This is a genomic window from Providencia sp. Me31A, from assembly GCF_050487165.1.
Lineage (GTDB): Bacteria > Pseudomonadota > Gammaproteobacteria > Enterobacterales > Enterobacteriaceae > Providencia.
The window spans coordinates 65,782-88,498 of record NZ_JBKQGZ010000013.1 but is presented as its reverse complement, the minus strand read 5'-3'; the positions used below and the strand labels follow the sequence as shown (position 1 = coordinate 88,498).

The following is a 22,717-nucleotide window of genomic DNA, read 5'->3' as shown; positions in this document are numbered from 1 at the left end:
GGCGCTCAGCTACTCGGGTCACATACCTATGTATGCTTCCCGAGATACCTATGCTTGCCGCCTACCTGTAACCCGAATTATTTAGGGTAATACTGAGTATAAGCAAAGAAAACACCTAAAATGGCTGATTATTTTACTGATGTGTAACCACAACTAAACGAATGGCATCTAGACGCCATGTTGCTTGGTCGATATTAGTCATCAGCTGTTGGCGCTCTTCTTCAATGATATCCAGCTCTTCATCACGGATATTTGGGTTAACCGCTTTGAGGGCTTCTAATCGAGAAAGCTCTAAGGTCAGCGCTTTATCGGCGGCTTCTTTCGCATTTTCGATTAACGCTTTCGCTTCTTTTTCCATCATGGGTTCAGATAAGCGCAATACGGAATGAACCTCATTTTGTACAGCATTAACCAGCTTGCTTGCCATATGACGGTTAATGGCATTTAATTGGCGGTTAAAACTTTCGAACTCAACTTGAGAAGATAAGTTATTACCTTTTAAATCAATCAATAAACGTACTGGCGTCGCAGGTAAGAAACGACTGATTTGTAGATTCTTAGGTGCTTGAGCTTCCACAACATAAATTAATTCAGTGAGCAAGGTACCAACAGGTAGGGCTTTGTTTTTCAACAACGAGACTGCACAGCTGCCTGTATCACTAGACAATACTAAATCTAAACCGTTACGAATAATCGGGTGTTCCCAACTGATAAATTGCGTATCTTCACGAGAAAGCGCTTGCTCTCTATCAAATGTGATGGTGCAACCATCTTGAGGAAGACCTGGGAAATCAGGCACTAACATGTGGTCTGAAGGCGTTAAAATGATTAAATTATCACTCTTATCTTCTTGATTAATTCCTACGATATCAAAAAGATTCAGGGCAAAGTTCACTAACTCGGTATCGTTATCTCCCTCACCGATTTCTTCTGCCAATTTGTTACCTGACTCTCCTCCATTGGAATGCATTTCAAGTAAACGGTCGCGGCCTTGTTCTAATTGCAATTTCAGGTTGTCATGCTCTTCACGACAGGTTTTGATAAATTCATCAAAACCTTCGCTAATTGTCGGCTCAGCCATAAATTGCAGTAATGATTGATAGTACTTATCATAGATAGCACGACCTGTAGGGCAGGTATGTTCGAAAGCATCTAAGCCTTCGTGATACCAGCGGATCAGCACAGATTGCGCTGTCTGTTCTAAATAAGGAACATGAATGCTGATATCGCGGCTTTGGCCAATCCTATCCAAACGGCCGATACGCTGCTCTAACAGATCAGGGTTGAATGGTAGGTCAAACATCACTAACTGATTAGCGAACTGGAAGTTACGCCCTTCAGAGCCGATTTCAGAACACAGTAATACTTGAGCACCTTCTTCTTGAGAGGCGAAATAAGCCGCTGCACGGTCACGTTCTAATAACGATAAGCCTTCATGGAATACCGCTGCACGGATACCTTCACGTTCACGTAAAACTTGTTCTAATTGCAGAGCCGTGGCGGCTTTAGCACAGATAACTAACACTTTTTCATTACGGTTAGCGGTTAAGAAGCCCATTAACCATTCAACGCGCGGATCAAAGTTCCACCAAGTAGCGTTTTCACCTTCAAACTCTTGATAAATTTGCTCAGGGTAGAGCATTTCTTTTGCGCGTGTTTCTATGTCTTTTTTGGTGCCCATAATACCAGCAACCTTAATGGCGGTTTGGTATTGAGTTGGCAATGGCATTTTTAACGAATGCAATTCACGTCGTGGGAAACCTTTCACCCCATTACGGGTATTTCTGAATAACAGACGGCTTGTTCCGTGTCTGTCCATCAACATATTAATTAGCTCTTGGCGAGCTGCGCTGCCATCTTCACTCTCAACATTTGCCGCTTTTAACAGAGGCTCAATATCTTGCTCTTTGATAAGATCATTAAGTAAGTTTTGCTGGTCATTCGTCAGCTTTTCACCTGAGAGCAACAAAGAAACTGCATCTGCTACTGGGCGATAGTTTTCTTGTTCAGCAATAAACTCTTGGTAATCATGGAAACGGCTAGGGTCAAGCAGGCGCAAACGGGCAAAGTGGCTTTCTTGGCCTAATTGCTCTGGCGTTGCAGTCAATAGCAATACAGAAGGGATATTTTCTGCAAGTGTTTCAATGACTTGATATTCTCGGCTTGGTGCGGCTTCGCTCCATTGTAAGTGGTGGGCTTCATCAACCACCATCATGTCCCAGCCAGCTTCAACTAGTTGATCAAATCGTTGTTTATTACGGCGGACGAAATCCAATGAACATAGGACTAATTGTTCAGTTTCAAATGGATTATCGCTATCATGTTGTGCTTCGCTATAGCGGCTATCATCAAACAATGAAAAACGCAGATTAAAGCGGCGTAGCATTTCAACCAGCCATTGGTGCTGTAAGCTATCAGGAACAATAATTAATACACGTTCAGCGCGTCCTGCTATCAATTGCTGGTGGATGATCATTCCAGCTTCGATGGTTTTCCCTAAACCCACTTCATCCGCTAATAAAACGCGCGGGTGATGACGTTTGCCGACTTCATTGGCAATGTGTAATTGGTGTGGGATCAAACTGGCACGAATACCACGTAAACCTGTAGCTTGATGTTTAACTTGTTCACTTTGAAATTTACGTGCACGATAACGTAATGCAAAGCGATCCATGCGGTCAATTTGCCCCGCAAATAAACGATCTTGTGGTTTATTAAACGTAAGTTTGCTGTCGAGGAATACTTCTCGGAGACTGACCCCAGTTTCTTGTGTGTCTAAGCGAGTACCAATATAAGTCAATAATCCTTTATCTTCTTCAATGCTTTCAACTTGAAGTTGCCAGCCTTCGTGGCTAGTAATGGTATCACCTTCATTAAACATAACTCGGGTAATAGGCGCGTCACTACGTGAGTAAAGACGGTTTTCTCCGCTTGCAGGGAAAAGCAATGTCACCATACGGGCATCAATCGCCACAACGGCACCTAATCCAAGTTCGCTTTCTGTATCGCTGATCCAGCGTTGACCAAGAGTAAATGGCATAGATTTAATTTAATTCCATAAAATTGATAGTTTATTTTTAGATTTTTTCAGACAATTTTTATCAGTTTTTTCGCCCAGTGTCGGTGTAACTGTTTATAAGTTGCACAAGGAAGAGTTCGAATTTTTTTAAAAATAGTCAATACCTGATGATTAATTATACACATTTAATAATTGAAATTGCAGCAAAGTAAGCGAAGTTGCTCTGGTTAATGAATCAGCCACCTATTTATCAAGCTTATCGCTAAGTTATCGCTAAGATAGAAAGCATGCGATTTGAATTATAATGAGTATTATTGCGCATTATTTATGTAGTCAGACCTGCACAACATCAAAGGGGCGATATATTAATTCAACCGAGGCTCATCGTCACCTGTTAAAAAAACATCAGCGGATGAATAAATTTTAAAACAAAAGGGTAATCTGCCCAGTTAACAGAGCATCAAAGTCATCTTGTAAAAAAGGCAAAATAGCATCAGCTATCGGTTTGATTTGCTTCAAAATATAGTGTTCATAGTCTGGTTTAGCAGTGATAATTTCAAGGGGTTCAGGGCCTGCTTGAGTCATAATATAGCTTATCCAGCCGCCATTTTGGTACTGCAAGGGGCGTTGTAATTTTAAATTATAATCATCAGCGCTACGTGCTGCACGAACATGGGGGGGAACATTTCGTTGGTAATCAGTTAATTTACGACGAAGCCGCTTGCGATAAACTAAACGGTCATCATATTTTCCTGAACGAATATCATGAATGTATGCACGAATAAACTCATGATAAGGCTGTCGATAAAAAATACGCGTATAGAGCTCTTTTTGGAATATTTGTGCTAAGGGGGTCCAATCTGAGCGAATAGTCTCAAGCCCTCGAAATACCATCGTATCTTTACTTAGCCCTGCATAACGTTTTTTACTTCCCATTTCAGCGCCACGTACAGTGGGCATCAAGAATCGGCGATAATGCGTTTCGTATTCCAACTCCAGCACGCCATCTAATTGGTATTCATCTTTTAAATGTTTAACCCACCAGTCATTCACATAGTCACGTAGCATAAAGCCAATTTTTTGTGCTTGCTCTTCACTGTGAGCATTACGTAACCAAACAAAGGTCGAGTCAGTATCACCATAAATCACCTGATAGCCTTGAGATTCAATCAAACGCTTAGTTGTTCGCATAATTTCATGACCACGCATGGTGATTGAGGCGGTTAACCTTGGGTCGAAGAAACGGCAACCTTCAGCGCCCAATACACCCGCAAAGGCATTCATGATAATTTTGAGTGCTTGAGATAAAGGGGCATTATGTTCTTTTTTGGCTTTATCGCGCTCTTGCCAAATATGACTAACAATGTCAGGTAAACAGTGGGTGGTACGCGAAAACCATGCATTGCGAAACCCTTGCACAGAATGTTGTGGATCAGGATGAGCAAGACCTTCAACCATTCCAGCAGGGTCGATTAAAAAAGTTCTAATAATCGAAGGATATAGGCTTTTGTAATCTAAGACTAAGACGGAATCATAGAGTCCTGGTTGTGAATCCATCACAAAGCCCCCCGGGTTGAGCTGAAACTTTTGCTCAGTGAGATTTGGGGCAACGAAACCAAGGCGATGTAGACGTGGAATATACAAGTGGGAAAATGCGGCAACCGAGCCTCCCATTCGATCGACTGCTAATCCTGTTACCGTTGAACGTTCTTGTAAAAACGCCATCAAATCTGTTTTTTCAAAAATGCGGTGAACTAAAATGCAGTCTTGAATATTGTAATGTGCCAACGCAGGTTTATCGTGGGCGAAGCGACGATTGATTTCATCCATTCTGTCATAGGGGGTATCGATGGCTTTGCCTTCTCCGAGAAGTGCTTGGGCAACAAATTCCAAGCTAAATGATGAGAAATTCCATGTCGCTGCTTTTAATGCATCAATACCATCAATAATTAACCGACCTTCAGCGGCAGCAAAAAAGACCCCAGGTTTAAACCCATGTTCTCGCCACTCTAATTTTTTGCTTTGCCTGCCAAAGAGTAGCGGTATGCCATAACGTTCAGCATGTTTCTGTAAAACCTGTAAATCGAATTGAATAAGGTTCCAGCCAATAATCGCATCTGGGTCATATTCATACAGCCATTGATTTAGCTTTTCAAGCAACTGTGGGCGGCTATTTACGTACACTAAACGGTGTTCTGCTGTCAGTGCAGGGCCTTGCTCTGGGCCTAACATAAACACCACGTTATCACCACAACCCGATAGGCCAATGGAGTATAATGCCCCGTGCTGGCTGGTTTCTATATCAAGGGAAACCGCTTTGATGATAGGGCGGTATTCTTCACAAGGTTTTAGCTGATATTCCCCCTGTTGATTTTGTGAAAACCATACTGGGGCAGTAATAAAACGCTCCATTAAGTAACGTTCACTTGGACGAATATCGGTTTCTAACAGTTCAACACCCAATTCCTGGCAGCTTTTTTCAATATTTTGCAACTGGCGATATTGAGGGCAATAAATGACGTACACTTTTTCCCGCTGAAAATTTGCCAGAGCAAGCAGGCGGTAACTCACATTAGGTTGTTCATCAAGGAGATGCTGAACAATTTGGAGTTTTGATTCAGGTAGGAAACCAACCGCTTTTTGCAAGGGAACCGATATTTTTTGCGGCTGATGATCTGTGAGAAGCCAATAAGTGACCTCGACACCGTGGCGGGTATCTCTCCAGTGGCGGCTAAGAATAAAACCTTTTCTTGCGGAGGTCATCAATTGGGACATCGGGCTACTCGCATTGCAATACTGACCAATAATATACGCGAATAGTGTGAATTTATACAGTGTTAATTACGGCTGGCTTCCGTGATACTGAGCAAGGCAGATGCTTTACTTTGTCCTTGTAAGAGTCGCTGAGTATCACCATCATAGACAATACTGCCGTCAGCAATGACTAATGTTCTAGGCGCGATATGTAATGCGTCGTCAGCATTATGAGATACCATTAATAAAGTAATGGATTTTTCTGTGCAGACCTCTTTAAGTAATAGCAACATTTCACTACGTAATGCAGGGTCTAAGGCAGAAAAAGGTTCATCTAGTAACAAAATGGGTTGGTTGCGAATTAAACAACGTGCAAGAGCTGCTCGTTGGCGTTGCCCACCAGAAAGCTGTGCGGGGAGCCTATCTAAGCATTCACGTAGGCTAACATGACCAGCCATGAGTTCGACTTGCTGCATTTGTGTTTTGTTTAGCCGCAAGCTAGGTTGCAGGCCTAATCCGATATTCTGCCGAACGGTTAAGTGAGCAAACAAATTATTTTCTTGGAATAACATCGAAACAGGGCGCTTAGCGGGTGGACTAAATGTATGGTCTTCGCCATTGAGTTCAATCGTTCCTGTTTGAGGAAATTGAAAACCACTGATTAAACTTAATAATGTACTTTTTCCTGCACCACTTGGCCCCATAATGGCAACACATTCCCCTTGTTTGATGGAAAAATCAAATGTCATAGTCAGATTATCGTACTGGTAATCCAAGTTGGTGAGTTTAATCATGAGGTTTTCCCGAAATACGTTCCAATAGGCTGAATAAGCAAAAACACAGTAATAACAATAGCATCGCCGTTACCGCCCCATCATTAGTCCGATACGCCCCAATTTGCTGATATAGGTAATAAGGCAAGGTGCGGAAGTTTTCATTACCAAACAAGGCAACAACGCCAAAGTCTCCAATAGAAATAACACAGGCAAATGCAAGTGCTTGAGCTATTGGTTTTCGTAGTGCTTTAAACTCAATAATTTTAAAACGGTTAAAGCCTGAAATATCTAATGATTGGCACAATGGGGTATATCGCTCAGCAATATCGCGCATAGGATTTTCTAAAACTTTTAAGGCGTACGGAATTGCGAGTAGCGCATTAGTCATAATGACTAAAGGATAAGGTGTTTCCGGCAATCCAATGGTTTCATTGAAAAAAATGAAAAAACCTGTTGCGAGAACTATACCGGGCATAGCTAAAATGATTAATCCACTGAGTTCAAGAGCCTGCCCAAAACGAACAGCTTTGCGTAAGCGTAGTTCTCGGCTACTCCAGAGTAACATTAAGGTCAGTGTTACACAGACTAAGCCTGCGCATACGGCAATAATGAGGGATGTGATTGTTGCCTGCCACAGTGCAGGTTGTTGTAAAACAGACCATAGCCGCCCATTTAAACCATCAAAAATAACAGCAAATAGAGGGGGGAGCAGCAGTAACATGGCGGCGGTGATCAGTAACGTATCACGAATACGGCGAAATTTGTTATCAGCGGGGTCAACCCAGTGTGTTTGATGGCTAAAACCAACAGAGAATAAACTGTTGATTTTTTGGCAGATGAACATCAGCCCGACACAGAAAAAAAGTTGGATAAGTGCCAGTAGAGTGGCTCTACCTAGGTCAAAATCGTAACTAAGTGCTTGGTAAATTGCCAATTCAATGGTCGTGGCTGCAGGACCACCGCCAAGGGCAAGAACAGTGGCAAAGCTGGCAAAGCACAGCATAAAAATCAAGGCTGCGGTAGGGAGGAGTTGCCGACGTAAATAGGGCCATTCTAAGAGTGTAAATTGCTGCCATTCATTGAATCTAAGCTGAGCTGCGATTTGTCGTTGCTCAATAGCAATATTTTCTAATGATTGCAATAACATACGAGTCGCAAGAGGCATGTTGAAGAATACATGTGCCAGTAGAATGCCCTTTAAGCCATAAGGGGTAAAGGAATATTCAATGCCGACCAGTTGACACAGCTTAGCTAACCAGCCTGTTTGCCCATAAACGGATAAAATACCAAATACAGCGACTAGCACTGGTAACACAAGGGTCATGGCACACAGACGCAAAAATAGGGTTCGCCCTACGAAACGCCGACGATAGAAGGCTCTTGCTAAGAAAATAGCAGGGATCACAGAAAAAATAGCCGATAAAAAAGCCTGCCAAAAGGTAAAGCCAATCACATGCCATAGGTAGCTGTCACTGATGATTTCATCAAGGGAAATTTCAGGCGCAAACAGCCAAAGTGCCCCAAAGCTAACGAGGGCAACGATGATGAGCAAACCGGAGGCTAGAGCCCCCGGTAGTAAGGACAAATTAATTAACGACTGACGGCGGTTTGCCATAAACGAGTCCATGTTTGACGTTCTTTGGCAACTTCTTGCGAACTAAACTGTAAAGCTTTTTTAGGTAAAGGTAACTGGCTGTAGACCTCGGGTAATGGAGTATCAATGACTGGGTACATCCAGTTGGTTGTTGGCAAGGCATTTTGGAATTCAGGTGTTAAAACAAACTGTAAAAACTGTTTTGCCAATTCAGGCTCTGGGCTGTTTTTTAATCTTGCAGCCACTTCAACTTGCATGTAGTGACCTTCATTAAACATAGCGGCAGCATAATTATCTTTTTTATCATTGAGTATTTGATAGCCCGGAGATGAGGTATAACTAAGCACAAAATCACCTTCACCTTTTAAGAATAATCCATACGCTTCACTCCAACCTTTTGTTACGGTTAAAGTTTTTTTTGCTATTTTTTCCCATGCATCAGCAGATTTATCGCCATACAATTTTTCAATCCACAGCATTAAACCAAGCCCCGGCGTACTGGTGCGAGGGTCTTGGTAAATAATTTTCCAATCATTTTTACTATCTAATAAAGCATCCATACTTGCTGGTGGTTGTTTAATTTTATTGGTGTCGTATATGAATGCAAAGTAACCATAGTCATAAGGAATGAAAATTGAACTATCCCACTCGATAGGTAGCTTCAGTGCATCTGTATTGATGTCAGCCTGAGCGAATAAGCCCGTTTTTTCAGCGGAATCTAACAGGTTATTATCTAAACCTAAAATGATATCCGCTTTGCTTTTCTTTCCTTCCATTCTCAGTCTATTTAGCAGAGCGACACCATCCCCTAATGCGACTATTTTTAATTCGCAGCCGCATTGAGCCTCGAAATTCTTTTTAATTTGTGGGCCAGGTCCCCACTCTGCCGCAAATGAATCATAGGTATAGACTGTGAGTGTCGGCTTATCAGCCCATGCTAATTGACTTAAACTGAGTGCACTAAGGGTAAAAATCGATGCTATAATTTTGTTTTTAAACATGCTTTTTCCTGCGCGAAAAGAAAGTGACACAGGATTTGAGGGAGAACCGGTGCAGACATGCAGGCGGTAGCTCAAATCCCTACGCCGGTATTAACCGGATCAGGTTCTACGGGTTATTTCTCAGCCTAAATACATTTGGCACCCCGTTGAGTCGCTTACTATTGTAGTGACTTCAGACATATCTGCAAACTGTATTGATATAGGTTTACCAGTTTGGGTATGTGTGAAACAATTAGGCATCTTTCAAATTTGGTTATTGAGGTAGTCTAGTGATTGATGATGATGGCTACCGCCCGAATGTAGGAATTGTAATTTGTAATCGGCAAGGGCAGGTTTTATGGGCCCGCCGCTATGGTCAACACTCATGGCAGTTTCCTCAAGGAGGCATCAATCCTGGGGAATCGCCAGAACAGGCGATGTATCGTGAGTTATACGAAGAAGTCGGGCTACAGCGTAAGGATGTCAGGTTATTGGCATCTACCCGTAATTGGTTACGTTACAAATTACCCAAGCGTTTGGTGCGTTGGGATACAAAACCTGTTTGTATCGGGCAGAAACAGCGTTGGTTTTTACTTCAACTTCAATGCAATGATGCCGATATAAATGTGCAGCGCAGTAAATCGCCAGAATTTGATGGCTGGCGATGGGTCAGTTATTGGTATCCTGTTAGGCAGGTGGTTTCTTTTAAACGGGAAGTTTATCGTCGTGTAATGAAAGAATTCGCTCCAATTGTTATGCCTTTGCAGGAACAGAAATTACCACAACGACCTATTTTTAATCACCGTAGGCGTGGAGCAAAATAGCCTATGCTGATGCATTTACGTGAAATTGTCGAAAAAGTGGCGATGGCGACAAGTTTGACCGATGCGCTAGAGGTATTGGTTAATGAAACCTGCAAAGCGATGCGAACTGATGTTTGTTCCATTTATTTAGCAGATCACCCTCGCCAATGCTATTACTTAATGGCAACCCGCGGGTTAAAAAAGCCTAGCGGGATTGCTATTCGTCTTGGTTTTGATGAGGGGGTAGTCGGTGCTGTTGGGCGTCAATCTGAAATGCTCAATTTGGCGGATATCCGTGAACATCCACAATATAAATTCTTACCGCAACTCAAAGAAGAACAACTGAAAGCTTTTTTAGGTGTACCGATTGTTTATCGACGCCAATTATTAGGTGTGTTGGTGGTACAACAGAAAGAAAAAAGGTTGTTTAACGAAACAGAAGAATCTTTCATGGTGACGTTGTCGATGCAACTCGCCGTGATTTTGTCACAAGCTCAAGCGAAAGGTATTTTCGGGCAATATCGGCAAAATAGAATTAAAGCCATCCCTGTTTCGCAGGGGATATCAATGGCTTATGGGTGGCAAGATAGTAGCCAACCATCTTTAGACAGTGTTTGCCAAGCGAGTACTATTGACATTAATGCTGAAAAACAACGTCTTACTAGTGCATTAGAAAGTGCAACAGCGGAATGCCGCCGAATTAGTAAACGCTTTATGGCAAGCTCCGCAAAAGAAAGTGCGGCAATATTTGACCTCTATAATCATTTGCTTAGTGATCCTCAGCTAAAAAAACATCTTTTTGCTGCCATTGAAGATAATGCCACGGCAGAGTGGGCGGTTAAAACCGTCATTGAAAATTATGTTGAGCAGTTTTCTCGTCTGCGTGACCTTTATTTAAGGGAGCGAAGCACTGACTTAAAAGCCTTGGGACAACGTTTATTATTTCACCTTGATGATTCATTAATCCCAAATGAACAATGGCCAGACCGTTTTATTTTAGTTGCAGATGAACTCAGTGCGAGCGTACTGGCTCAATTACCAATTGACCAACTTGCGGGTGTGGTGGTGCGTGATGGCGCGACGCATTCACATTCGGCCATTTTAATTCGAGCAATGGGGATACCTGCGATTATGGGGGCAGATATTGAGCCTTCATTATTGCATAACCATTATTTAATTTTGGATGGTTATCGCGGCGAAGTCTTTATTGAACCTGAAAGTCTGATTATTCATGAATATCAGCAAATCATTGAAGAAGAAAATGTGGTTAGCCGCTTAGCAGAAGGAACGCTAGAGCAAGATGCTGCACTTAAAGATGGTCAAAAAGTCAATATTTACCTTAATGCAGGCCTTAGTCCACGTTATGAGCAGCAAATTAATACGGGGGTTGATGGTGTTGGGTTATATCGTACCGAGCTTCCCTTTATGTTACATAATGGTTTTCCATCTGAAGATGAGCAAAAACAATTATATAAAGAAGTTCTGCAATTATTTCCCTCCAAACCTGTCGTATTGAGAACGCTCGATATTGGTGCGGATAAACAACTTTCCTATATGCCGATTAGTGAAGAAAACCCGAGTCTTGGTTGGCGAGGGCTCCGCATAATGCTCGATCAACCTGAAATCTTTCTGATTCAACTAAGAGCTATGTTGCGAGCAAATGCACTTTTAGGCAACCTACGCATTTTGCTGCCAATGGTAACAAGTATCAATGAAATTGATGAAGCTATTTCATTGATAAAAAGAGCGCAAGAAGAAGTTAGCATTTTATTATCAATGCCAATAACTATGCCGCAAGTTGGTATTATGCTTGAAGTACCATCATTGCTATTTTTGTTGCCAGAAATAAAAAAACGGGTTGATTTTATTTCTATAGGTACCAATGATTTTACACAATATTTACTTGCTGTTGACCGCAACAACACACATGTGGCGGCACTATATGATAATCTTCATCCTGCTGTTGTGCGCTTTTTAGCTCAAGTGAGTGAAGAATGTCAGCGGCTTAAATTGCCTGTAAGTGTTTGTGGCGAAATGGCAGGACAGCCATTGAGTGCGATGATACTCATTGCGTTAGGATATCGCTCTTTAAGCATGAGTGGCCGCAGTGTGCCACGTATGAAGTACTTGATTCGCCAGCTTGACCCAGTCTTGATGTCTGAATTAGTACCTAAATTGTTAGCAGCGGAAACCTGTGATAGTGTCCGGCATGAAGCTAGTGAGTTTATGGAGAAACACCATTTAGGTGGTTTTGTACGTGGTGGGATCTAGTTTTTTTCTATGGTCAAAATTATTTTGGTTCAGTGTTTAAATTAGCTTTAGCTAAATAATTTCGAGTATTAATAACGATATTTTTTGTTGTATGCTGCTGTGCGTTTTAGATAGATTGAAGAGTATTGAATTCGTTATAGTCGATGTATATCGGCTTAATTATTAAAAGTGGGGAACGATGAGTAACAGCTACTTAGCATTTCCGGAAATTGATCCTGTTATGTTCTCAATTGGGCCAGTATCGTTACATTGGTACGGCTTCATGTATCTTGTTGGTTTTGTTTTTGCACTTTGGCTTGCGGGACGTCGCGCTGCAAAGCCAAATAGTGGCTGGACAAAGAATGAAGTTGAAAATTTATTGTATATTGGCTTTGTCGGCGTATTTGTCGGTGGTCGACTTGGTTATGTTTTCTTTTATAACCTTCCTGTTTTTCTGGATGATCCCCTATATCTTTTCAAAGTTTGGGATGGTGGGATGTCATTCCACGGCGGTTTAATTGGTGTGATATGTGCCATGATGTGGTTTGCTCATCGTACTCGTCGTCGCTTTTTACAAGTTTCTGATTTTGTTGCGCCACTGATTCCGTTTGGCTTAGGCATGGGTCGTATTGGTAACTTTATTAATGGGGAATTATGGGGGCGTGTGACGCTAGATACACCTTGGGCATTTTTATTCCCTCATTCACGTAGTGAGGATATCCAACTAGCGGCACAAGATCCCTCATTATTGCCTATTCTAGAGCAATATGGCATGTTACCAAGACACCCATCACAGCTTTATGAAATGTTTTTAGAAGGTATTGTTCTATTTCTTATTCTTAATTTATTTGTCAGAAAACCACGCCCAATGGGCAGTGTTTCTGGACTATTCTTGATTGGCTATGGTGCGTTTAGAATAATTGTTGAATTCTTTAGGCAGCCGGATGCTCAATTAGGGTTATTTGATGGTATTAGTATGGGGCAAATTTTATCTATCCCAATGATTATTATTGGTATTTTAATGATAATGTGGTCATATAAATACGGTAAAAATGTTCCTGCACATAAGCCAATTAAAGAGTCCGAAAGTCGAAAGTAAATTCTATTTTGAGCTAGTTTGATATGATATTTAATAGGTAAGTGAAATAGAAAGTATCAAACTAGCGATTTAAGTTATTTGAATAAGAGAGTAATTATGAAGCCGTACCTTGAATTGTGCCAACGTATCATCGATGAAGGGCAATGGGTTGAAAACAAACGCACAGGTGTTCGCTGTTTAACTGTTATCAATGCCGATCTTGAATATGATGTGGGCAATAATCAATTCCCTTTAATTACGACTCGTAAAAGCTTTTATAAAGCGGCAATTGCTGAGCTTCTTGGTTACCTCCGTGGTTATGATAATGCCGCACAATTTCGTGAAATTGGCTGCAACACATGGAACGCCAATGCGAATGAAAATCAAGCATGGTTAAATAACCCTCATCGTAAAGGTGAAGATGACATGGGGCGCGTATATGGCGTTCAGGGACGCTCATGGCAATGCCCAGATGGAACTCACCTTGATCAACTGAAAAAAGTGGTTAATAACTTAAAAAATGGTATTGATGACCGCGCGGAAATCATCACTTTTTATAACCCTGGTGAATTTGAAATGGGCTGCTTACGTCCCTGCATGCATACTCATACTTTTTCACTATTGGGTGATACTCTCCACTTAACATCTTATCAGCGCAGTTGTGATGTTCCGCTTGGCCTTAATTTTAATCAAGTTCAGTGCTTTGTTCTACTTGCTTTAATGGCACGAATCACAGGACATAAAGCAGGTAAGGCTTATCATAAAATTGTGAATGCACATATTTATGAAAATCAATTGTCTTTAATGAGAGATGTTCAGCTAAAACGAGCCCCTTTTGCATCTCCTTCATTGTTTATCAATCCTCAAATTAAATCACTGGAAGATCTTGAAACTTGGGTAACGACAGATGACTTTACTCTAGAAGGGTATCAGTGCCATGAGGCCATAAAATACCCTTTCACGGTCTAATTAACTGAGAGTAAGTTACTACTATGGCGGTTTCACCTTGTAGGCCGCCTTAAAATTCCTACTTTGGCATATCATTTTTCCCTCCTTGTGTTGTTTTTTTGCTGTTTGGTGAGTTCATCTTGATTTTTTATTGCAATATTTTCTCGTGTTTATTTTCAATCAGTCATTTTTTTGTGAAACGCCTCGTAAACTTTGTTGAATATCATGGGTAACTAGATATTGGGTTGCGAAGCGCTACACAATGGGCAAAGAAGTCACTCGTCAGGTTAATTTTTTTTGCCAATATCCACTGAGAGTATGGAAAGTGGGGGTGAGACTATGAAATTAGGGCGAGAAAGTGAGCTAAAAGGGTTCACTTTAATTGAAATTCTTGCAGTGCTATTTATTTGTTCTTTCACAACTGGGTCTGGTTTATATCATTGGCAAAAGCAACTTGAGAAACATCGGTTAATCGATGCGGCTAGGCAAATTTCAGAGTTTATTTATAGTCAGGTGATAGAGGGGATCTATTTAAATCGATATCAAATTTTATCTGTTAAGGTGGCGAAAGTCGATTGGGAACTAGTTGTCAGTGATGCTAATACCAACCAGGAAGTTGGTAAGATTACAGGCAAAAAGCATCCAGGAATAGAAATGAGTAAGGCTAGTCGCTCTTCTGTACAACTGTATGGAAAACAAGGTACTAGCCGCGCATTTAGTGTTGAGTTAAAGAATAAAAATGCAGCTATTACTGTTTATGTGTCTGCATTAGGCCGCATTAGGATTTGTAGCCATCAAAAACTAGTTGGAATAGCAAAATGTTGACTCATTTGAATGTGGATAAAGTCAAACAGCATGGTTTTTCACTTGTTGAAATGTTAATTGCAATGGCTATTAGTAGCCTGGTGTGTATTTCAGCTATGAGTGCTCTACCTATGTTATTTAAGCAAACATATCGGTCATATTTTCAATATCAATTAGATAGGGATGTCAGACATGTGTTGTTGAATATGGAAAAGGATTTTAGAAGGATTGGTTATTGTGGCAACAAATATTGTGAAGGTGAGCCCATAAAAATCACGTCTAAGCTTTTCAGCCAAGAGAATAACTCGTGCATTATATTCGCTTATGACCAAGATTTATCCGGGAAATGGGTAGATAGAAAACCCAAAGTCGTTGATACAGATTATTTTGGTTATCGATTCAATAATGGAAAATTAGAGTCTAATAGAAATGTTAGCCACTGTGATGGAACTCGGTGGCAATCATTATTTGACGCAAATTTAATTAACGTCAAAAAATTAGCATTCAGTTGGCTTGAAGCTTCTCAGTTACTTGAAATGGTTATGAGTTTAGAAACTAAGTTACTTCCTAATCATACCTTTAACTACCGAATACTCGTATTGGTTAGGAACTTATGATGGTATCAATTAAGGGGCAAAAAGGGAGTGTCGCACTGTTTACTGTGGTTATTCTTATGACTATAGGCTTGCTGCTGATCAAATCATTGCATTTTTTTCAAGAACGGGCTCATGACGAATTACAAAAAGAAATAAAATATTTTGAGGCGTTCAATAAAGCAGAATCAGCCCTTGCATGGGGACTGACATTACAGTGGGATATAAACACGAACAATTTTAGACATTGGTCTTGTCAGCAAGAAGCAACTGAGAAATGGGAAAGCTGCTTAAAACACGATAAAGGGAAAAATTTCGTCTTATCAGGGAAAAGCCCTTTTCGGAACGGAAAAGATATTAAAGTATATCAATGGGTTATTTTTGATTTTGAAAGAAAACAGTTTTTTCCCCGAAAAAATGGTTGGTTGGATTATTGTCCGGTTGTAAAAAAAGGATTTTGCGAGTGAGGAAAAATCAACAAGGGTTTGTATTAATCGAATCGATAATATCGATAGTTATTTTTGCTATTTCCTTGACTGCTTTGCTAAACTATTCACAATATATCATATTGAATTTTAATAAATTATATAAAAGCTCAGTCGCGATAAGGGAGTTACATAGTACACTGGAGAAACGAGGTAAATTTGGGGGGATAATATCTATGGGGAAAACTCCTTCCATTGATACGAATTTGCGTTACCCTGATTGGAAAATACAACACATAGCTTTATCGCGAACGGATAATTGTGCGGAATTAACGGTTTTGTTAGCTATCGATATGCGACCATTATCATTAAGTCGCTGGAATTGCTCAATAGGAGAGCGGTATGTTTCAGGTTTATCATTCTAATCAATTAGATTTATTAAAAGAGTTAATTGCTCATTTAATGAAAAATGAACCGCTTTCTCATCCTTTTGAGCAAGAAATTGTTTTAGTACAAAGTCCGGGAATGTCCCAGTGGCTACAAATTGAGTTAGCTAAAAAATTCGGTATAGCTGCAAATATTAATTATCCATTACCAGCCACATTTATCTGGGACATGTTTAGACGAGTACTCCCAGAAATACCGAAAGAAAGCGCTTATACGAAGCAAGCAATGACATGGAAATTAATGACTATATTACCTAGTGTTATTGCTGAAGATGAGTTTGAGCCTTTAAGGTATTACCTGCAACAAGATACTGACAAACGTAAACTTCATCAACTTGCTGGTAGGATTGCTGACTTATTTGATCAGTACTTAGTTTACCGCCCACAGTGGATTGAAAAATGGCAACAAAATGAGTTAATAGATGACTTAAGCTCGAATCAACTCTGGCAAAAACGATTATGGCAGTGCCTTGTTGATTATTCTAATCAGCTAAATCAGCCCCCGTGGCATCGAGCAAACCTATATCAAAATTTTATTGATAAGCTATCTTCAACACCCGCTTTAGGTAGCATGCTGCCAAAGCGTATTTTCATTTGCGGTATTTCATCACTTCCTCCCGTATATTTGCAGGCTCTTAACGCGATAGCGAAATATACTGATGTTCATTTAATGTTCACTAACCCATGTCGTTACTATTGGGGAGACATTCAAAGCGCATCATTTTTAGCTAAGTTGCAGCAACGAAAATTGCGTCATTATATTGATAAGCACGAAATATCTCGCTTCAAGATGACAGAACATATCCCTAACTTATTTAATGAAAATGGTGAGCAAGATATTGCTAACCCATTACTTGCATCGTGGGGGAAATTAGGTAGAGATAACTTATACTTTGTCTCTCAAATTGACAGCGCTAATGAAATATCTGCTTATGTAGATACGAACAGAGCGAATTTATTAGAAAATATACAACAAGATATTTTAGATCTTGAAAACCATGCTCAGTTAGGAACTACATTAGAAAATTATGAAACGAGCTTGGGTAAGCGAGTCATTAATGAGCAAGATGACTCTATAACTTTTCATTTATGTCATAGTGCACAGCGGGAAGTTGAAGTACTACAAGACCACCTTTTGGCATTGTTTGAACGCGACCCATCATTAACACCTCGTGACATTATTGTTATGGTTGCAGATATTGATAACTATGCCCCATATATTCAGGCTGTTTTTGGTCATTCAGCTTCTTCTCGTTATATTCCATTTTCGATTTCAGATAGAAAAGCTTTACAAGCACACCCGATTTTACAAGCCTTTATTACGTTATTGGATTTACCTCAAAGTCGTTTTTCAACAGAACAAGTTCTCGCGCTGCTTGAGGTCTCTGCTTTTTCACATCGATTCGGTATTGATGAGAACGAATTAAGTTTATTGCGCCGATGGGTTAATGAATCTGGTATCCGCTGGGGGCTTGATGACGATAATGTGCGCTCTTTTGCATTACCTGTTATTGGGCAAAATACATGGGAGTTTGGCTTAAGTAGGATGCTACTTGGTTATGCTATGGACAGTCGAAATGGCCCGTGGAATGGGGTGCTACCATATGATGAGTGTAGTGGCTTAGCAGCTCAATTAGCTGGAAAGTTAGCTTTATTAGTTAATACACTCAGAGAATGGCGAACATTATTAGAACAAGAACGCTCATTGAGCGAATGGAAAAGTCTCTGCCAGCAGTTACTTGATAACTGTTTCATGATTGATAGTGAAACTGAATTGGTATTAACGTTACTAACAGAGCAATGGCACCAAGTTATTGATAATGCGATAGAGTCGGGATATGAAAAATGCATTCCAGTACGTTTGATTCGTGATGAACTTTCTGTTCGCTTTGATGATGAAAAAATAAGTCAACGTTTCTTAGCCGGGGCTATTAATTTCTGTACTTTAATGCCAATGCGCTCAGTGCCTTTTAAAGTCGTTTGTTTACTTGGTATGAATGATGGGGCATACCCGCGAAACATCCCTCCGTTAGGTTTTGATTTAATGGCGGAAAAACCTGTTCGTGGTGATAGAAAGCGTCGAGATGATGATCGCTATCTCTTTTTGGAGGCATTAAATTCTGCGGCTAAGCAATTGTATATTAGTCATATAGGGCTTTCGATTCGGGATAACCAACCTTGCAACCCATCGATATTAGTGACTGAATTACTTGACTATATTTGCCAGAGTTTCTGTTTAGTTGGAGATGAGTCTTTAACGATAGATGAAAGTGCTAAACGTTTAAGTGAGCACTTAATTATCCAACATAACAGAGTTCCTTTTGCACAAGAGAATTTTTTGCCTGAATCTCCTTATCAAAGCTTTGCTAGTGAGTGGTTACCTGCGGCAAAAACAGAAAGCAAAATGGATATACCATTCTGTTCAGTGCTTGAAACACGAGATCCTATTACGGAAATTTCTTTAGAGCAGCTATTACGCTTCTATCGCCATCCTATTCGTGCGTTTTTTCAACAAAGATTGAAAGTTCATTTTTCAATTGAAGAAACAGAATTACCAGAAGAAGAGCCATTCACTCTTGGTCGTTTACAACGATATAAAATTAATGATCAAATCTTAGATTTACTTGTCAAAGGTGAGAATCCAGAACCTTTGTATTCTGCATTGAAAGCTTCAGGGCAACTACCTGCTAAGCAATTTGGTCAACTTTTTTGGGAGCAACAGCTAAAAGAGATTTCTCCCTTAGCTGAAAAGATTAAAGAGTATGAAATGCCATTTTTTGATTATCCTTTTAGTTGTGACATAAATGGCATCAAGGTCACAGGGCTACTTAAAAATGTGCATGAAACAGGCTTGTTACGCTATCGACCTGCTTATCTTACTGCTAATGATGGAGTACAGCTATGGATTGAACACTTATTATTTAATCTGTTAGTTGGCGAAGGAGAAAGTCTTTCATTAGGCAGGGACAATAGTATCTGGCAGTTCTCATCTATCAGTAAAGAGGACGCGTTAGGGTACTTACAAGACTTAATTGCAGGGTATTGTGAAGGGTTTGATGCACCATTAATTTTATTAAACCAGAGTGGTTGGAATTGGATTACAGCTTGCTTTGATAAAAAGGCCAAACAGTATGATTTTTCTAGTGAAGAGACTCAACAAAAAGCATTGTCTACATTGGTTCAAAGTTTGCAAGGAAGCCAGATGAAAAAAGGTGATATGGAAGATGATTATGTACTAAGAGCTTGCAGAAACATTGATAATACGCTTATCCAATCGCTTTTATTAAACACTCAACGGTTTTTATTGCCGATGACAAAATACTTGAAATAAAGGGAGAACACCAAAGGATGCAATATTTATCCAAAAAAATCGCCCATCTATTCTTATTATTCACCATATTGGTGTGTGGTAGTGCGATAGCTGCGCAACCGCTCTGGCAATTATTACCAGAAACTATCAATAAGAGTGAAAGGGACCCGCGAGAATATAAGGCAATAAAACTACACAATGATATGATAGTCTTATTGGTTTCTGATGCTAAAGCGACAAAATCGTTGGCTGCAGTATCGATTCCTGTAGGAAGCATTGAAAACCCTGATAGCCAATTAGGGTTAGCCCATTATTTGGAACATATGGTCTTAATGGGGTCTAAAAAATACCCTGAGCCTAGTAGTTTTTCTGAATTCTTACAAAAACATGGTGGTAGTCATAACGCAAGTACCGCTTCTCATCGTACTGCCTATTATTTTGAAGTTGAAAACGGTGCATTAGCGGAAGCAACAGATAGATTAGCCGATGCTTTAGCGGAGCCACTTTTAGACCCAGTTAATGCAGATAAAGAGCGTAATGCGGTTAACGCAGAGCTAACAATGGCTCGTTCTCGTGATGGCATGCGTATATGGCAGGTACGCTCTGAAACATTGAACCCTCAGCATCCTAACTCGCGTTTTTCAGGGGGCAATTTAGATACATTAAAAGATAAAGCCAATAGTAAATTACAAGATGAACTAGTGGGTTTTTATAAACATTACTATTCAGCGAACTTAATGAATGGTGTGCTATATGGTGATCAATCGATTGAATCATTAGCAAAAATTGCCCAAGATACATTCGGGCGTATTCCTAATTTTAATGCAACAGTGCCTTCCATTGATGTGCCCGCAGTGACAGATAAAGAAAAAGGCATCATCATTCACTATGTTCCCGCCCAACCGCAAAAAGCTATACAAATTGAATTTAGTATTAAAAATAATATGGCGGATTTTCGCAGTAAAAGTGATAGCTATATTAGTTACTTAATTGGTAATAGAAGCCCTGGTACACTGGCTGATTGGCTAATCTCGCAAGGGCTTGCGGAAGGAATTAGTGCTAATAGCTCTCCTAACTCGGACAGAAATTATGGTTCTTTCTCTATTTATGTCACGCTTACCGATAAAGGTTTACAAGAGCGAGATCAAATAATAGCGGCTATTTTTTCCTACATTGATTTAATTAAACGCGATGGTGTGAACAAAAATTATTTTGATGAAATAGCGAAAGTACTTAACCTGTCATTCCGTTATGGTTCAATTGTAAGAGATATGAATTATATCGAATGGCTATCTGATCAAATGATTGACGTACCTGTTAATCATGTACTTGATTCAGATTATATTGCTGACAAATATAACCCAGAGGCCATTACTCAACGGTTATCTGAATTGAAAGCGCAAAATGCGCGAATTTGGTTTATTAGCCCAGACGAACCAAGCAACAAAAAAGCATATTTCGTTGATGCACCATACCAAGTTGACAAAATCACAAAAAAACAATTTGCTGATTGGGCTAATTTAGAGTCCAAAATGACATTCAAGTTGCCAATATTGAACCCATACATTGCGGATAAGTTAACATTAATTAAAACGGACAAAGTTTATAAGCATCCTGAATTTATTTATCAGGAAGGTAACACTCGCGTTTTATATATGCCGAGTCAATATTTTGCTGATGAGCCTAAGGCTAGCATTACCTTAGCATTACGTTCTAATCAAGGTGATAAGGACGCTAAGGCGCAAGTCACTGGTGATTTACTGCAATATATTTCATCTTTAAAGATGGATGAGTTGCAATATCAGGCATCTGTGGCTGGCATGTCGGTTTCTGTATCTCAGGGGATTGGTTTGCAGCTTAATGCAAGTGGTTATACACAGCATTTACCTGAGCTCTTTTTATCGATGACTAAGTTATACCTTAGTTTTGAACCTACAGAGCAGGAGCTAACTCAAGCTAAGTCTTGGTATAAAGAGCAAATTGCGGTTGCTAATAATGCCAAAGCTTATGAATTGGCGATGCAGCCGTTGCAGCGTATTAATAGTGTCCCTTACTTTGAACAAGAACAGCGTTTAGCGGAGCTAGATAAAATTTCACTGCAAGATATTACTCATTATCGACAAATGCTGGTGAAAAGTGCTGCATTACAAGCTTTGGTATTTGGAAACATCACTGAATCACAAAGTATTAAGACAATTAAAGATGCACAACAGTTACTCAAAAGTGAGGGAACTAGCTGGTGGCGTGGAGATATTGTTGTTATTGATAAAAATTACTTAGCAGATTTCCATAAGCGGGGTAATAGTAGCGATAACGCACTTGCAGAAATTTTCATTCCAGATGGCTACAGTCGTATTGATGGGGCTGTGCTATCAGGCATTCTTGCTAAAATTATTCAGCCTTGGTTCTATGATCAATTAAGAACGAATGAGCAGTTAGGTTATGCCGTATTTGCCTTTAAAGCTGGGCTTGGCGATCAATGGGGCATGGGTTTTTTACTACAAAGTAATGTTAAAACACCTGATTATCTGAATACACGCTATCAAAATTTTTATACCCAAGCATTGGCGAAATTGAAAAATCTCCCTACTGATGAATTTAACCAATATAAACTCTCTATAATTACTGAAATGAACCAGCCACCTCAGACGTTCTATGAGGAAGTCGGACGCTACTCATCTGATTTTTCTCGTAATATTTTTAGTTTTGATACTCGAGATAAAGTATTGGCTAAATTAAGTTCGGCGACTAAAGAACAAATTATTGAATATTACGAAAATGCAGTTATTAAGCACAAAGGATTGGCGTTAACGTCTCAGGTAATCGGTCAAGGCGTAAATGAGAAGTCTGGTTATGCTAAATTGAAAGATTGGGTATTTTACTCAACAGCCTCAGAACTACAGAAAATTTTACCTATAAAGGAAGATGCGGAGTGAA

Annotated in this window: 15 protein-coding genes, 1 pseudogene and 1 riboswitch; of the genes and pseudogenes, 11 read left to right on the top strand and 5 right to left on the bottom strand. The window is 40.0% G+C overall.

Translation table 11 applies throughout. The annotated features are described in order from the left end of the window. Nucleotides 1-133 precede the first annotated feature (133 nt). The 5 genes from rapA to thiB form a co-directional block, all read right to left on the bottom strand. Nucleotides 134-3,040, bottom strand: coding sequence for an RNA polymerase-associated protein RapA (gene rapA, locus ACLPIE_RS12525; protein ID WP_430262035.1), 2,907 nt, complete (start codon nt 3,038-3,040; stop codon nt 134-136). 402 nt (nt 3,041-3,442) lie between these two features. After that, nucleotides 3,443-5,794 carry a DNA polymerase II gene (locus tag ACLPIE_RS12520; protein WP_430262034.1) on the bottom strand — a complete coding sequence of 784 codons (2,352 nt, stop codon included), beginning with the start codon at nt 5,792-5,794 and terminating at the stop codon, nt 3,443-3,445. Between the two features lie 62 nt (nt 5,795-5,856). After that, the gene (thiQ, locus tag ACLPIE_RS12515) at nt 5,857-6,567 is read right to left on the bottom strand and encodes a thiamine ABC transporter ATP-binding protein ThiQ (RefSeq protein WP_430262033.1); all 711 of its coding nucleotides are present in this window, start codon (nt 6,565-6,567) and stop codon (nt 5,857-5,859) included. Then, nucleotides 6,560-8,164: a thiamine/thiamine pyrophosphate ABC transporter permease ThiP gene (gene thiP / locus ACLPIE_RS12510; RefSeq protein WP_430262032.1), complete on the bottom strand. Its 1,605-nt coding sequence runs from the start codon at nt 8,162-8,164 to the stop codon at nt 6,560-6,562. Before thiP ends, thiQ begins: the two co-directional genes overlap by 8 nt. Next, nucleotides 8,140-9,144 (bottom strand): thiamine ABC transporter substrate binding subunit, encoded by a 1,005-nt coding sequence (gene thiB / locus ACLPIE_RS12505; RefSeq protein WP_430262031.1) that lies wholly within the window; start codon nt 9,142-9,144, stop codon nt 8,140-8,142. Before thiB ends, thiP begins: the two co-directional genes overlap by 25 nt. Before the next feature lie 58 nt (nt 9,145-9,202). Then, a riboswitch (TPP riboswitch) is annotated at nt 9,203-9,300 on the bottom strand. Between the two features lie 113 nt (nt 9,301-9,413). On the opposite strand from thiB, the gene rppH reads away from it, so the two are divergent. From rppH to ptrA, 11 genes and pseudogenes are all read left to right on the top strand, one after another. Then, complete coding sequence (gene rppH / locus ACLPIE_RS12500; protein ID WP_430262030.1) at nt 9,414-9,947, top strand: RNA pyrophosphohydrolase; 534 nt, start codon at nt 9,414-9,416, stop codon at nt 9,945-9,947. A 3-nt stretch (nt 9,948-9,950) separates the two neighbouring features. Then, nucleotides 9,951-12,197: a phosphoenolpyruvate--protein phosphotransferase gene (gene ptsP / locus ACLPIE_RS12495; protein ID WP_430262029.1), complete on the top strand. Its 2,247-nt coding sequence runs from the start codon at nt 9,951-9,953 to the stop codon at nt 12,195-12,197. Nucleotides 12,198-12,375: 178 nt separating this feature from the next. Further along, nucleotides 12,376-13,275: a prolipoprotein diacylglyceryl transferase gene (lgt, locus tag ACLPIE_RS12490; protein ID WP_430262028.1), complete on the top strand. Its 900-nt coding sequence runs from the start codon at nt 12,376-12,378 to the stop codon at nt 13,273-13,275. 96 nt (nt 13,276-13,371) lie between these two features. After that, nucleotides 13,372-14,223 (top strand): thymidylate synthase, encoded by an 852-nt coding sequence (locus ACLPIE_RS12485; RefSeq protein WP_430262027.1) that lies wholly within the window; start codon nt 13,372-13,374, stop codon nt 14,221-14,223. A 318-nt stretch (nt 14,224-14,541) separates the two neighbouring features. Further along, nucleotides 14,542-15,027 carry a prepilin-type N-terminal cleavage/methylation domain-containing protein gene (locus tag ACLPIE_RS12480; protein ID WP_430262026.1) on the top strand — a complete coding sequence of 162 codons (486 nt, stop codon included), beginning with the start codon at nt 14,542-14,544 and terminating at the stop codon, nt 15,025-15,027. Continuing rightward, nucleotides 15,021-15,623, top strand: a complete 603-nt coding sequence (locus ACLPIE_RS12475) for a prepilin peptidase-dependent protein (protein ID WP_430262025.1) — start codon at nt 15,021-15,023, stop codon at nt 15,621-15,623. The genes ACLPIE_RS12480 and ACLPIE_RS12475 overlap by 7 nt, the downstream gene beginning before the upstream one ends. Further along, nucleotides 15,620-16,066, top strand: a complete 447-nt coding sequence (locus ACLPIE_RS12470; RefSeq protein ID WP_430262024.1) for a DUF2509 family protein — start codon at nt 15,620-15,622, stop codon at nt 16,064-16,066. The genes ACLPIE_RS12475 and ACLPIE_RS12470 overlap by 4 nt, the downstream gene beginning before the upstream one ends. Continuing rightward, nucleotides 16,063-16,137, top strand: a pseudogene (locus ACLPIE_RS12465) (type IV pilus modification PilV family protein); the annotation flags it as partial. The gene ACLPIE_RS12470 and the pseudogene ACLPIE_RS12465, both read left to right, overlap by 4 nt. A 123-nt stretch (nt 16,138-16,260) precedes the next feature. Continuing rightward, nucleotides 16,261-16,449 carry a hypothetical protein gene (locus tag ACLPIE_RS12460; protein ID WP_430262127.1) on the top strand — a complete coding sequence of 63 codons (189 nt, stop codon included), beginning with the start codon at nt 16,261-16,263 and terminating at the stop codon, nt 16,447-16,449. Continuing rightward, complete coding sequence (gene recC, locus ACLPIE_RS12455) at nt 16,427-19,801, top strand: exodeoxyribonuclease V subunit gamma (RefSeq protein ID WP_430262023.1); 3,375 nt, start codon at nt 16,427-16,429, stop codon at nt 19,799-19,801. The genes ACLPIE_RS12460 and recC overlap by 23 nt, the downstream gene beginning before the upstream one ends. A 17-nt stretch (nt 19,802-19,818) precedes the next feature. Next, complete coding sequence (ptrA, locus tag ACLPIE_RS12450; RefSeq protein ID WP_430262021.1) at nt 19,819-22,716, top strand: pitrilysin; 2,898 nt, start codon at nt 19,819-19,821, stop codon at nt 22,714-22,716. Nucleotide 22,717 lies beyond the last annotated feature (1 nt).

What these genes read in the sequence shown, in the direction of transcription:
- thiP (WP_430262032.1), bottom strand. Translation starts at nt 8,164, where the DNA reads ATGGCAAACCGCCGTCAGTCGTTAATTAATTTGTCCTTACTACCGGGG.
- ACLPIE_RS12520 (WP_430262034.1), bottom strand. Translation starts at nt 5,794, where the DNA reads ATGTCCCAATTGATGACCTCCGCAAGAAAAGGTTTTATTCTTAGCCGC.
- thiB (WP_430262031.1), bottom strand. Translation starts at nt 9,144, where the DNA reads ATGTTTAAAAACAAAATTATAGCATCGATTTTTACCCTTAGTGCACTC.
- ACLPIE_RS12480 (WP_430262026.1), top strand. Translation starts at nt 14,542, where the DNA reads ATGAAATTAGGGCGAGAAAGTGAGCTAAAAGGGTTCACTTTAATTGAA.
- ACLPIE_RS12485 (WP_430262027.1), top strand. Translation starts at nt 13,372, where the DNA reads ATGAAGCCGTACCTTGAATTGTGCCAACGTATCATCGATGAAGGGCAA.
- lgt (WP_430262028.1), top strand. Translation starts at nt 12,376, where the DNA reads ATGAGTAACAGCTACTTAGCATTTCCGGAAATTGATCCTGTTATGTTC.
- thiQ (WP_430262033.1), bottom strand. Translation starts at nt 6,567, where the DNA reads ATGATTAAACTCACCAACTTGGATTACCAGTACGATAATCTGACTATG.
- ACLPIE_RS12475 (WP_430262025.1), top strand. Translation starts at nt 15,021, where the DNA reads ATGTTGACTCATTTGAATGTGGATAAAGTCAAACAGCATGGTTTTTCA.
- ptsP (WP_430262029.1), top strand. Translation starts at nt 9,951, where the DNA reads ATGCTGATGCATTTACGTGAAATTGTCGAAAAAGTGGCGATGGCGACA.
- ptrA (WP_430262021.1), top strand. Translation starts at nt 19,819, where the DNA reads ATGCAATATTTATCCAAAAAAATCGCCCATCTATTCTTATTATTCACC.
- ACLPIE_RS12460 (WP_430262127.1), top strand. Translation starts at nt 16,261, where the DNA reads ATGGGGAAAACTCCTTCCATTGATACGAATTTGCGTTACCCTGATTGG.
- recC (WP_430262023.1), top strand. Translation starts at nt 16,427, where the DNA reads ATGTTTCAGGTTTATCATTCTAATCAATTAGATTTATTAAAAGAGTTA.
- ACLPIE_RS12470 (WP_430262024.1), top strand. Translation starts at nt 15,620, where the DNA reads ATGATGGTATCAATTAAGGGGCAAAAAGGGAGTGTCGCACTGTTTACT.
- rapA (WP_430262035.1), bottom strand. Translation starts at nt 3,040, where the DNA reads ATGCCATTTACTCTTGGTCAACGCTGGATCAGCGATACAGAAAGCGAA.